This is a genomic window from Cellulomonas sp. P5_E12 (genome assembly GCF_054049315.1).
Map to the genome: position 1 here is coordinate 63,054 of NZ_JBFUMP010000008.1, position 11,411 is coordinate 74,464.

Here is an 11,411-nt window from a genome sequence, read left to right on the forward strand (position 1 = left end):
GGCCGGCGGGCTCCCTCGGAGCTCGCCGGCCGGTCGGCCGGGTCAACCCCACAGCGGAGGGCCCGGCGACGGAGCCCGGTACGACGAAGGACGGTGGCCGCGTGGCCAATCCCATTCTCGAGATGCAAGACATCACCAAGACCTTTCCCGGCGTCAAGGCACTGCAGGACGTGTCGATGTCGGTCGAGCGTGGCGAGATCCACGCCATCTGCGGTGAGAACGGCGCCGGCAAGTCGACCCTCATGAAGGTGCTGTCGGGTGTGTACCCGCACGGCACCTACGAGGGCAAGATCCTCTTCGATGGCGAGGAAGTGCAGTTCGGGTCGATCAACGACTCCGAAGCCAAGGGGATCGTGATCATCCATCAGGAGCTCGCGCTCGTCCCCTACCTGTCGGTCGCGGAGAACATCTTCCTCGGCAACGAGCGGTCTAGCCGCGGCCTCATCGACTGGAACCGCGCCAACTCCGAGGCGGCAGCACTGCTCGCCCGGGTCGGCCTGGACGAGCTGCCGGTCACCCCGATCGGCCAGCTCGGCGTCGGGAAGCAGCAGCTCGTGGAGATCGCGAAGGCGCTCTCGAAGGAGGTCAAGCTGCTGATCCTCGACGAGCCGACCGCCGCGCTGAACGACAACGACTCCGAGCACCTGCTCGGGCTCCTGCGTCAGCTCAAGGCGCAGGGCATCACGTCGATCATGATCTCGCACAAGCTCAACGAGATCGCCGAGATCGCCGACACCACCACGATCATCCGCGACGGCCGCACCGTCGAGACGCTCAACATGGTCACTGACGAGGTGACGCAGGAGCGCATCATCCGCGGCATGGTCGGCCGTGACCTCGGCCACCGGTTCCCCCCGCACGAGTCGCACATCGGCGAGGAGGTGCTGCGGATCGAGGACTGGACCGTGCACCACCCCACGGACCCCGACCGCGTCATGGTCGACGGCGCTGACCTCACGGTCCGCGCGGGCGAGATCGTCGGGCTGGCCGGACTGATGGGCGCGGGTCGCACGGAGCTCGCCATGTCGGTATTCGGCCGGTCCTACGGCAGCAACATCACCGGCAAGCTCTTCCTCCACGGCAAGGAGATCAAGGCGAACACGGTGAGCGAGGCCATCGCTCACGGCATCGCCTACGCCACCGAGGACCGCAAGAAGTACGGCCTCAACCTGATCGAGGACATCCGGAGCAACATCTCCGCCGCGAACCTCGCGCAGGTCTCGCGCGGCGGGTTCGTGAACGCGAACGAGGAGATCAAGGTCGCCGAGGAGTACCGCCAGAGCATGAACATCAAGGCGCCCACGGTGCTGGCGCTGGCGGGCAAGCTCTCGGGCGGCAACCAGCAGAAGGTCGTGCTGAGCAAGTGGCTCTTCACGGATCCTCAGGTGCTGATCCTCGACGAGCCGACCCGCGGGATCGACGTCGGCGCGAAGTACGAGATCTACACGCTGATCAACCGCCTCGCTGAGCAGGGCAAGGCCGTGCTGGTGATCTCCTCCGAGCTTCCCGAGCTCCTCGGCATCTGCAACCGGATCTACACGCTCTCGGCCGGCCGGATCACCGGTGTGCTGCCACGCGAGCAGGCGACTCAGGAGAACCTGATGGAGCTCATGACCAAGGAAAGGGACCAGGTCCGATGACCGCCATTGCAGGCCTGAGGGAACTCTTCACGAGGAACCTTCGTCAGAGTGGGATCGTCGTCGCGTTCGTCGTCATCGTGGGGCTCTTCACGTTCCTCACGGACGGCGTGCTGCTCTCCCCGGGCAACGTGACCAACATCGTGCTGCAGTACTCGTACATCCTCATCCTCGCCATCGGGATGATGATCGTCATCATCGGCGGTCACATCGACCTGTCGGTCGGGTCGGTGGTCGCGCTCACCGGCGCCGTCTCCGCGGTGGTCGTCATCAAGCAGGGTCACCCGTGGTGGATGGGCGTGGTCGCCGGTCTCGTGGTCGGCGTCCTGGTCGGGTTCTGGCAGGGCATGTGGGTCGCCTACGTCGGCGTGCCGGCGTTCATCGTGACGCTGGCCGGCATGCTGCTGTTCCGTGGCATGACGCTTCGCGTGCTCGACAACGTCTCGCTCTCCCCGTTCCCGGCGGAGTACCAGCGCATCGCCGGTGGGTTCCTCAACGGGTTCCTCGGTGGCAACGGCATCGACGTCTTCACCCTCGTCATCGCGGCGATCGCCGTGCTGGGTTATGCCGTGAGCCAGGTGCGTACCCGTCAGGGCCGCATCAAGTACCAGCAGGTCGTCGAGTCGATGCCGATCTTCGTCACCAAGATCGCCCTGGTCGGCCTGGTGAGCATGGCGTTCGCGTACCAGCTCGCCCGCAGTCGCGGCCTGCCGATCGTGCTGATCATCCTGGGCTTCCTCGTCATCGCGTACACGATCGTCACGACGAAGACCGTGTTCGGCCGGCACGTCTACGCGATCGGCGGGAACCTCTCCGCCGCGCAGCTGTCCGGCGTGAAGGTCAAGCGGGTCAACTTCTGGATCTTCGTGAACATGGGCGTGCTCGCCGCCATCGCCGGCGTCGTCTACTCGTCCCGGTCCAACGGCGCCCAGCCGGGCGCGGGCAACATGTTCGAGCTCGACGCGATCGCCGCCTGCTTCATCGGTGGCGCATCCACCACCGGCGGCGTCGGCCGGATCACCGGCGCGATGGTCGGTGGACTGATCATGGCCGTCATGAGCAACGGCATGCAGCTCATGGGCATCGACCAGTCCGTGCAGCAGATGGTCAAGGGCCTCGTCCTGCTGCTGGCCGTCGCGTTCGACATCTACAACAAGCGTCGCGCGGGCGCGGCGCGCTGAAGGTCACGAGCAACCGGCTCGGTACTACGCTCACGGGCGTGAGAGGGCGGCTGACGATGTCGGGCTCTCAGTCGTCGCTCCGTGAGGCCAACCGGGCGCTGATCGTCGACACGGTCCACCGGCACGGCGGGCTCACGCAGGTCGAGCTCGCCGGTGCCACCGGGCTGTCGGCCGCCACCGTCTCGACGATCGTCAAGGAGCTGCTCGGAGCCGGCGTCGTCGAGACGCGGAACACCACCCGGAGCGGGCGACGTGCCCAGATGGTCACGATCGCCCACCGGGTGGGTCTCGCGGTCGGCATCATCATCGGCCACCGCCAGCTGCGGGTCGCGCTCGGCGACGTCACCAGCGAGGTCGTCGCCGAGCAGACCCTTCCGCTGCCCTACGAGCACCGGGTGGATACCAGCCTCGACCGCGCCGCCCTGCTGGTCGCGGACCTGCTCGAGCGCGTGGGCTCGACCGGCGACGAGGTCGTCGGCATCGGGGTCGGTCTGCCCGCTCCGGTCGACAGCGCGACCGGAATGATCTCCGTGCGCGGCATGATGCGCGGCTGGGACGAGGTCCACGTCGGGCACGTGCTGTCCAAGCGCCTTGCCAGCCCGGTGTTCGTCGACAACGACGCGAACCTCGGGGCGCTCGCGGAGAGCGCGTACGGCGCGTCCCGCATCTACCGGGACTCCGTGTACGTGCGGGCGTCGTACGGCACGGGCGCGGGGATCGTCCTGGGCGGCCAGGTGCACCGGGGCTTCGCGGGGACCGCCGGCGAGATCGGCCACGTGCAGGTGGACCCGCAGGGGGACATCTGCCGGTGCGGGAGCCGCGGGTGCCTCGACACCGTCGTCGGCGCCGCCGCCCTGCTCGAGCCGCTTCGGGCCAGCCACGGCTCCCTCGCGCTGCGCGACGTCATCCAGCGCGCGATCGACGGCGACCCCGGGTGCGCGCGGGTGATCGCCGACGCCGGGTCGACCATCGGCGAGGTGGTCTCCGGGCTGGCCATGGCCGTCAACCCGGAGTGCATCGTGGTCGGCGGCGAGCTCGCCGAGACCGGCGAGCTCCTGCTCGGCCCCCTCCGTGAGGCGATCCGCCACCGGGTGCTGCTCAACCAGATCGCCCCGCTCGAGGTCGTGCCCGCCGAGCTGGGTCAGCGCGCCGAGGTCATCGGCGCGCTCGAGCTCGTGCTGCGGTCGACCGACTTCGTCCAGCGTTCCGACGAGCAGGCGCGCTCGGCTAGCCACCAGGAGGTCGACGATTGACGCGCGATCCAGGCGGGGTTTCACTGCAGGTACATGCGCAACGAAGAGCAGGTGAGGTCATGAGCGAGAACCCACGGGTCCCGCTGCTGTCCCTCCGACAGATCAGCCTGCGGTTCGGTGCGGTCGAGGCGCTCGTCGGCGTCGACCTCGACGTGTTCGCCCACCAGGTGGTCGCGCTCGTCGGGGACAACGGCGCGGGCAAGTCGACGCTGGCCAAGGTGATCTCCGGCGTGCTCACACCCGACTCCGGGCTGATCGAGCTCGACGGCGAGCCCGTGACCATCCCGTCGCCGTCCGCGGCGCACGCGCTCGGCATCGCCACCGTGTTCCAGGACCTCGCGCTGTGCGGCAACCTCGACGTGACGTCGAACATCTTCCTCGGCCGCGAGCTGACCGGTGGGGCGCTGCTGGACGACGGGAAGATGGAGCAGGTGGCCCGCGGGATCCTGCGGGACCTCACCCTGCGCATCCCGTCGGTGCGGACGCCGCTGTCCGAGCTGTCGGCGGGGCAGCGCCAGGCGGTCGCGATCGCGCGCACCCTCATCGGCTCCCCGCGCCTGGTCGTGCTCGACGAGCCCACCGCCGCGCTGTCCGTCGCGCAGACCGCCGAGGTGCTCACGTACATCGAGCGCCTGCGCGACCTGGGCCACGGGGTCATCCTCATCAGCCACAACATGAACGACGTGCGCGCCGTGTCCGACCGGATCGTCGTGCTGCGGCACGGGCGCAACAACGGCTCGTTCGACGCCAGCAGCGCCACCTACGAGGCGGTGCTCGCGGCGATCACCGGGGCGACGAGCCTGGACAACAGCGCGATGCTGCGCCGGATGGGCGCGCTGCACTGAGCCCGGGGCATTCGGCCGTGCCGGATTGCGGAGTCGTAGCGGCGTTCTCCGCGTCACGCGCAGTGCTGAGTGAAGACTTCGTCGCGCCAGACGCGACGAACTCTTCACCCAGTGGACGTCGCGCTCGCGAGCACCATGGTGATGTCCGCGAGGCGGCTCAGCGGAAGACGATCGTGCGGTGCCCGTCCAGCAGCACCCGGTGCTCCGCGTGCCAGCGCACCGCCCGGGCCAGGGCCCGTCGCTCCACGTCCTGCCCGAGCGCGACCAGGTCGTCGACGTGGCGGGAGTGGTCCACGCGCTCGACGTCCTGCTCGATGATCGGGCCCTCGTCGAGGTCGCCGGTCACGTAGTGCGCGGTCGCGCCGATGAGCTTGACCCCGCGGTCGTGGGCCTGCGCGTACGGGCGGGCGCCCTTGAACGAGGGCAGGAACGAGTGGTGGATGTTGATGACCCGGCCCTGCAGCGCCCGGCACAGGTCGTCGGACAGGATCTGCATGTAGCGCGCGAGAACCACCAGCTCGACGTCCAGCGCCTCGACCAGCTCGAGCAGCCGCGCCTCGGCCTGCGACTTGGTCGCAGCCGTCACGGGAACGTGGTGGAACGGGATGCCGTAGAACTGCGCGAGCGGCTCGAGGGTGGTGTGGTTGGACACGACGGCGACCAGGTCGATCGGCAGGTTCTCGGACCGCTGGCGGAACGCCAGGTCGTTGAGGCAGTGCGCGGCGGTCGAGCCCATGACGAGCGTGCGGACCGGCCGGCCGACGACGTCGAGCGACCAGTCCATCGCGAAGCGCTCGGCCACCGGCGCGAACGCCGCCTCGAGCTCGTCGCGCGGCGTGGACGCGGTGACCTGCACGCGCATGAAGAACAGGCCGGACAAGGGGTCCCCGAACTGCTGCGACTCGGTGATGTTCCCCCCGTGCTCCGCCAGCAGCCCGGCGACCGCGTGCACGATCCCGGGGCGGTCGGGGCAGGAGAGGGTGAGAACCCAGTGGATGCTGTCGAGTGAGTCGGAGGACACGAGGTCCGAGAGTAGTGGTCGTGCGGATCGGCTGACACGATGGGCCGCATGACGCAGCCCGACCTCGACATCCGTTCCGTGACCCGCGACGACGCCGGCGAGCTGCTCACGCTGCGCCGCGCTGCGTTCGTCACCGAGGCCCAGCAGTACGGCGACCCGCACATCCCGCCGCTCACGCAGACGCTCGAGGAGCTCCAGGCGGACCTCGACAGGGACGGCGTCATCACGCTCGGCGGCTGGTACGGCCACCGCCTCGTCGGGTCGATCCGCGTGCTGATCGAGGGCTCGAAGGCCACGCTCGGCCGCTTCGCGGTCGCCCCCGACCTGCAGGGTCAGGGCTTCGGCACCCAGATGCTCATGGCGATCCTGCCGTTCCTGCCGGAGGGCATCGAGGAGGTCTGGGTGTTCACCGGCCGCGACTCGGTGCAGAACCTCGCGCTGTATGCCAAGCACGGGTACGAGCACCAGCACGACCAGACGGCCGGCGACCTCACGTACGCCTACCTCCGCAAGATCCTGGGCGACGGCGAGTCGGACTGAGCGGCCGCTGTCAGCGTCGGCGGAGACGCTGCACAGTCTCGAACAACCGACGCTTGGCGCGGATGAGCTGGAGCTCTTTCGTCGAGACGTAGGTTGGAATCCCGTCGGGCTGCACTTCCTCGACCAACGGCTCCTCCTCGACGACCTCGATTCCCTCCGGGACCTCGACGACGACGTCCGTCACCTCGTGGACGGCCCGCTCGGACAGGACGGCGCGCTGCTCGGCGGAAGCGTCCCGCGGCAGACGAACGAGCCTGGCGAAGAACTCGAGCTCACCGGGTTCGGTCGCCGAGATCTCCGCGGCGTAGAAGTCGATGACACCCAGCCGGGCGAGCTCGGCTATCTGAGCCGCGAAGGTGCTCGGCGTGAAGATCCAGACGTGAGAGTCGATGTACTCGCCGCCCCGCATTCGCTCGATCAGGCACGCCACCTGGTCCGGTGTGTTCGATATGTCGTCGTCGGTAGCTACGTGCCCGGCCCACAAGGCGATGGAGTGCATCGAGACGACGGAGCTGAAGTGGTCGTACACGGCTCGGATCGTCGGGCGGACGTCCCGGTTCTCGTGCGCTTCCAACATCTGGCCGACCGTGGTGTGGGGTCGACGGACATCGAACGAGTAGCGACGGTCCGGCACCACCAGCACGAGTGCACCGCCGTCCTCGAGCACCTCGGCAATGTCTGACAGCCAACCGATGAGGTCAGGCACGTGCTCGATGACGTGGGATGCGAGCACCCAGCGGTAGGGTGCGTCGCGACCAGCGGCGTCGCGCAGCGCGTGCAGCTTTCCGCCGGCGTCATGGAGCGGGAAGTCGATGTCGGGTATGTCGTCGACGATGACGTGGGGGTCGGCGCGGAAGCGCTCACGCATGATGTCGCCGGAGAAAACGTCGACGTAGCGCACGTCGCAGTGCGACTTCAACGCGAGGGGTCGATTGAGCGGCCCGATCTCCAAGCCGCGTCCCTCGCGGAGGCGGCCGAGCCGGGTGACGATCTCCCGCCGTTCGTCCTGGTCCCGCATCGCGCTCCTGGATCGGGTCAGCGCTCTGGCGAGCGCCTGCGGTGTGCTCCTGGTCTGGACAGTAGCGGTCAGGCCCCTCCCTTGGTGAGGGTCCGGATGGCGATCCCGAACAATGCTTCGCGCCGGACGGATCGACCGCCGTCCAGCCTGACCGCAACTGGTGTCGTCACGGTTCGGGCTTGCTACTCTCTACCTCGTCGCGACTGGCGAAACGGGTGGGTCACCACCGGGGAGCGACGCAGCAGCAGACCAACGGGTCGGACGCCTGGGCCCCCGGTCACCACACACGAGTGTGCGGGTGCCGGTGCGCGCGTACACGCTGACTGCCGACAGGAGTGCCATGAGCGCCGACCAGATCCCCTTGATGGACCAGAACATCTCCCAGCTCGACCCGGAGATCGCCGCCGTCCTCGACGGTGAGCTCGCCCGCCAGCAGGGCACGCTCGAGATGATCGCGAGCGAGAACTTCGTCCCCCGCGCCGTCCTGCAGGCGCAGGGCTCCGTCCTGACCAACAAGTACGCCGAGGGCTACCCGGGCCGCCGCTACTACGGCGGCTGCGAGCAGGTCGACATCGCGGAGAACATCGCGATCGCCCGCGCGAAGGCGCTGTTCGGCGCCGAGCACGCCAACGTGCAGCCGCACTCGGGCGCCACGGCCAACGCCGCCGTGCTGCACGCCCTGATCAACGCGGGCGACAAGATCCTCGGCCTCGAACTGGCCCACGGCGGCCACCTCACGCACGGCATGAAGATCAACTTCTCCGGCAAGCTCTACCAGGTCGGCGCGTACGGCGTGGACCCCGAGACGTTCCTGGTCGACATGGACGTGGTCCGCGAGAAGGCGCTCGAGCAGCGTCCCGACGTGATCATCGGCGGCTGGTCCGCGTACCCGCGCCAGCTCGACTTCGCGGCGTTCCGGTCGATCGCCGACGAGGTGGGCGCCAAGCTCTGGGTCGACATGGCGCACTTCGCCGGCCTGGTGGCGGCGGGCCTGCACCCGAGCCCCGTCCCGCACTCCGACGTCGTCTCGTCGACCGTGCACAAGACGATCGGTGGCCCGCGCTCGGGCTTCATCCTGAGCCGCGAGGAGTTCGCCAAGAAGATCGACTCGGCCGTGTTCCCGGGTCAGCAGGGCGGCCCGCTCATGCACGTGATCGCCGCCAAGGCCGTCGCGTTCAAGGTGGCCGGCACCGAGGAGTTCAAGGACCGCCAGCAGCGCACGCTCGACGGCGCCCGCCTCATCGCCGAGCGCCTCTCCGCGCCCGACGTCGCCGCGGCCGGTGTCTCGGTGCTCACGGGCGGCACGGACGTGCACCTGGTGCTCGTGGACCTGCGGCACTCGGACCTCGACGGCCAGCAGGCCGAGGACCTCCTGCACGCTGCCGGCATCACCGTGAACCGCAACGCGGTGCCCTTCGACCCGCGCCCCCCGCGCGTCACGTCCGGCCTGCGCATCGGCACGCCGGCGCTGGCCACCCGCGGTTTCGGGGACGTCGAGTTCACCGAGGTCGCGGACATCATCGCGAACGCGCTGATCAACGGTGCCGCCACGGACGTGGAGGCGCTCAAGGCCCGGGTGCTCAAGCTCACCGAGTCGTTCCCGCTGTACTCCGACCTGCAGCAGTACTGATGACGGCTCGGCTTCTCGACGGGACCGCCACGGCGGCCCGGATCAAGGCGGAGTTGACCGAGCGGGTGGTCGCCCTCGCAGCGCGAGGCGTGACGCCGGGCCTCGGCACCCTACTCGTCGGCGACGACCCCGGCTCGCGCTGGTACGTCGCCGGCAAGCACAAGGACTGTGCCGAGGTGGGCATCGCCTCGATCCGCGAGGACCTGCCGGCCACGGCCACGCAGGACGAGATCGAGGCGGCGGTCCGTCGGCTGAACGAGGACCCGGAGTGCACCGGCTTCATCGTGCAGCTGCCGCTGCCCAAGGGCATCGACGCCAACCGGGTGCTCGAGCTGGTCGACCCCGACAAGGACGCCGACGGACTGCACCCGACCAACCTCGGGCGCCTGGTGCTGCGGGTCAACGAGCCGGTCACGTCGCCGCTGCCCTGCACGCCGCGAGGCATCATCGACCTGCTGCTGCGGCACGACGTCGACCTGCACGGGGCGGACGTCGTCGTCATCGGCCGCGGGGTCACCGTCGGGCGCTCGATCGGTCTGCTGCTCACGCGGCGGGAGATCAACGCGACCGTCACGCTCACCCACACCGGCACCGAGGACCTCGCGGAGCACACCCGCAACGCCGACGTCATCATCGCCGCGGCCGGCGTGCCGGGGATCATCACGGCGGACATCGTCAAGCCGGGCGCGGTCGTCATCGACGTCGGCGTCTCGCGGTCGACCGACCCGGAGACGGGCAAGAGCCGCGTCGTCGGCGACGTCGACCCGGGCGTGCGCGAGGTCGCGTCGTGGGTGTCGCCCAACCCGGGGGGCGTGGGGCCGATGACACGCGCGATGCTGCTGAGCAACGTCGTGGACACCGCGGAGCGCCTGCTGGGCTGAAATCTTCCACGATCGGGGCCAGGCTGGTGCGGTGGCGGCCGGCCCCGGTCGTCGGAGGGAGATCAGTCATGGGCGTGGTCCGTCCGCACCTCTGGTTCGACCGCCAGGCCGCCGAGGCCGCACGGTTCTACGCCGAGGTCATCCCGAACACGACCATCCACTCCGTCGTGACGGCGCCGCCGGGCACGCCCGGCGTCGCCGAGGGCGCGGAGTTCATCGTCGAGCTGTCCATCGACGGCATGCGCGCGACCTTCCTCAACGCCGGCCCGGCGTTCGTCCTCGACGAGGCCTTCTCGTTCGTCCTCGACTGTCAGGACCAGGCGGAGGTCGACCACTACTGGGACACGCTGATCTCCGACGGCGGCCGGCCGAGCCAGTGCGGCTGGCTCGTCGACAAGTTCGGCGTGTCGTGGCAGGTGGTGCCCGTGCAGCTCGACGACATCATGTCGCGACCCGACGCCGAGGGCGTCGCGCGGGCGATGGCGGCCATGCTCACGATGGGCAAGCTGGACGTCGCGGGCCTCGAGGCGGCCTACCGCGGGGAGTCGTCCGTGCAGTGAGGTTGGATGGTCCGGTGCTGACCATCGCGAGCGTGAACGTCAACGGGATCCGGGCCGCCTACAAGCGGGGGATGGGGACCTGGCTGGAGGCGCGCAAGCCCGACGTGATCCTCCTGCAGGAGGTCCGGGCGTCCGACGAGATCCTGGCCGACCACCTGCCGCCGGGCGAGTGGCACCTGGCGCACGAGGCCAGCGAGACGAAGGGGCGCGCGGGCGTCGCGATCGCGAGCCGCCTGCCGATGACGGCGATCCGGATCGGGCTGAGGACCGGCGTGACCGGCGACTCCGGCCGCTGGGTCGAGGCGGACCTCGCCCTGCCGGCGCACGAGGGTGCACCGTCGCGCAGCATCACGGTCGTCTCGACGTACCTGCACTCGGGCACGGTCGGGACGCCGTCCATGGACGAGAAGTACGCGTTCCTCGACCACGTGACCGGGCGGCTGGCGGACATCGCCGAGCAGGGCGGGTACGCCGTCGTCGCCGGGGACGTGAACATCGCGCACCGCGAGGCGGACATCAGGAACTGGAAGGGCAACCTGAAGTCGGCGGGCTTCCTGCCGCGCGAGCGCGCCTACCTCGACCGGTGGTTCGACGACCTCGGCTGGCACGACCTCGGGCGCGAGCTCGGCGGCGAGGGACCGGGTCCGTTCACGTGGTGGTCGTGGCGCGGGAAGGCGTTCGACAACGACGCCGGGTGGCGAATCGACTACCAGCTGGCGACGCCCGACCTTGCCGACGCCGCCGTGAGCGCGACGGTCGACCGGGCCGCCACGTACGCCGAGCGCTTCTCGGACCACGCCCCGGTAGTAGTCGTGTACGACCTCTGACGTCCGGTTCGTACCTCG

Annotated in this window: 11 protein-coding genes and 1 riboswitch; of the genes, 9 read left to right on the forward strand and 2 right to left on the reverse strand. The window is 69.5% G+C overall.

Features of this window, described 5'->3' with window-relative positions:
* Positions 1-122 precede the first annotated feature (122 nt).
* Genes mmsA through ACXJKA_RS08975 form a run of 4 tightly spaced genes read left to right on the forward strand, consistent with a single transcriptional unit; the run spans position 123 to position 4,916 of the window.
* Positions 123-1,640 (forward strand): multiple monosaccharide ABC transporter ATP-binding protein, encoded by a 1,518-nt coding sequence (mmsA, locus tag ACXJKA_RS08960; RefSeq protein ID WP_456824923.1) that lies wholly within the window; start codon positions 123-125, stop codon positions 1,638-1,640.
* A complete protein-coding gene (gene mmsB, locus ACXJKA_RS08965; protein ID WP_456824850.1) occupies positions 1,637-2,818 on the forward strand; it encodes a multiple monosaccharide ABC transporter permease in 1,182 nt (393 codons plus the stop codon). The genes mmsA and mmsB overlap by 4 nt, the downstream gene beginning before the upstream one ends.
* Positions 2,819-2,874: 56 nt before the next feature.
* Entirely contained in the window at positions 2,875-4,071 is a 1,197-nt protein-coding gene (locus tag ACXJKA_RS08970; RefSeq protein ID WP_456824924.1) for an ROK family transcriptional regulator, read from the forward strand.
* A 59-nt stretch (positions 4,072-4,130) separates the two neighbouring features.
* Positions 4,131-4,916 carry an ATP-binding cassette domain-containing protein gene (locus tag ACXJKA_RS08975; RefSeq protein WP_456824851.1) on the forward strand — a complete coding sequence of 262 codons (786 nt, stop codon included), beginning with the start codon at positions 4,131-4,133 and terminating at the stop codon, positions 4,914-4,916.
* A gap of 157 nt (positions 4,917-5,073) precedes the next feature.
* On the opposite strand, the gene purU is transcribed toward ACXJKA_RS08975, so the two are convergent.
* Positions 5,074-5,937, reverse strand: coding sequence for a formyltetrahydrofolate deformylase (purU, locus tag ACXJKA_RS08980; protein WP_456824852.1), 864 nt, complete (start codon positions 5,935-5,937; stop codon positions 5,074-5,076).
* Between the two features lie 48 nt (positions 5,938-5,985).
* On the opposite strand from purU, the gene ACXJKA_RS08985 reads away from it, so the two are divergent.
* Complete coding sequence (locus tag ACXJKA_RS08985) at positions 5,986-6,477, forward strand: GNAT family N-acetyltransferase (RefSeq protein ID WP_456824853.1); 492 nt, start codon at positions 5,986-5,988, stop codon at positions 6,475-6,477.
* A 10-nt stretch (positions 6,478-6,487) separates the two neighbouring features.
* On the opposite strand, the gene ACXJKA_RS08990 is transcribed toward ACXJKA_RS08985, so the two are convergent.
* Entirely contained in the window at positions 6,488-7,495 is a 1,008-nt protein-coding gene (locus ACXJKA_RS08990; RefSeq protein WP_456824854.1) for a class I SAM-dependent methyltransferase, read from the reverse strand.
* A gap of 189 nt (positions 7,496-7,684) precedes the next feature.
* A riboswitch (ZMP/ZTP riboswitch) is annotated at positions 7,685-7,773 on the forward strand.
* A gap of 62 nt (positions 7,774-7,835) precedes the next feature.
* Here ACXJKA_RS08990 and glyA point away from each other — a divergent pair.
* The 4 genes from glyA (at position 7,836) to ACXJKA_RS09010 (ending at position 11,393) form a co-directional block, all read left to right on the forward strand.
* A complete protein-coding gene (gene glyA / locus ACXJKA_RS08995; RefSeq protein WP_456824855.1) occupies positions 7,836-9,125 on the forward strand; it encodes a serine hydroxymethyltransferase in 1,290 nt (429 codons plus the stop codon).
* Entirely contained in the window at positions 9,125-10,006 is an 882-nt protein-coding gene (locus ACXJKA_RS09000; RefSeq protein ID WP_456824856.1) for a bifunctional methylenetetrahydrofolate dehydrogenase/methenyltetrahydrofolate cyclohydrolase, read from the forward strand. Before glyA ends, ACXJKA_RS09000 begins: the two co-directional genes overlap by 1 nt.
* Before the next feature lie 68 nt (positions 10,007-10,074).
* Positions 10,075-10,566 carry a VOC family protein gene (locus ACXJKA_RS09005; protein WP_456824857.1) on the forward strand — a complete coding sequence of 164 codons (492 nt, stop codon included), beginning with the start codon at positions 10,075-10,077 and terminating at the stop codon, positions 10,564-10,566.
* A 14-nt stretch (positions 10,567-10,580) separates the two neighbouring features.
* Positions 10,581-11,393, forward strand: coding sequence for an exodeoxyribonuclease III (locus tag ACXJKA_RS09010; RefSeq protein ID WP_456824858.1), 813 nt, complete (start codon positions 10,581-10,583; stop codon positions 11,391-11,393).
* The last annotated feature ends 18 nt before the right edge of the window (positions 11,394-11,411 follow it).

Bases quoted from the DNA above. Each gene is read 5' to 3' on its own strand.
- mmsA (WP_456824923.1), top strand. From the start codon at position 123: ATGCAAGACATCACCAAGACCTTTCCCGGCGTCAAGGCACTGCAGGAC.
- mmsB (WP_456824850.1), top strand. From the start codon at position 1,637: ATGACCGCCATTGCAGGCCTGAGGGAACTCTTCACGAGGAACCTTCGT.
- ACXJKA_RS08970 (WP_456824924.1), top strand. From the start codon at position 2,875: ATGTCGGGCTCTCAGTCGTCGCTCCGTGAGGCCAACCGGGCGCTGATC.
- ACXJKA_RS08975 (WP_456824851.1), top strand. From the start codon at position 4,131: ATGAGCGAGAACCCACGGGTCCCGCTGCTGTCCCTCCGACAGATCAGC.
- ACXJKA_RS08985 (WP_456824853.1), top strand. From the start codon at position 5,986: ATGACGCAGCCCGACCTCGACATCCGTTCCGTGACCCGCGACGACGCC.
- ACXJKA_RS08990 (WP_456824854.1), bottom strand. From the start codon at position 7,495: ATGCGGGACCAGGACGAACGGCGGGAGATCGTCACCCGGCTCGGCCGC.
- glyA (WP_456824855.1), top strand. From the start codon at position 7,836: ATGAGCGCCGACCAGATCCCCTTGATGGACCAGAACATCTCCCAGCTC.
- ACXJKA_RS09000 (WP_456824856.1), top strand. From the start codon at position 9,125: ATGACGGCTCGGCTTCTCGACGGGACCGCCACGGCGGCCCGGATCAAG.
- ACXJKA_RS09005 (WP_456824857.1), top strand. From the start codon at position 10,075: ATGGGCGTGGTCCGTCCGCACCTCTGGTTCGACCGCCAGGCCGCCGAG.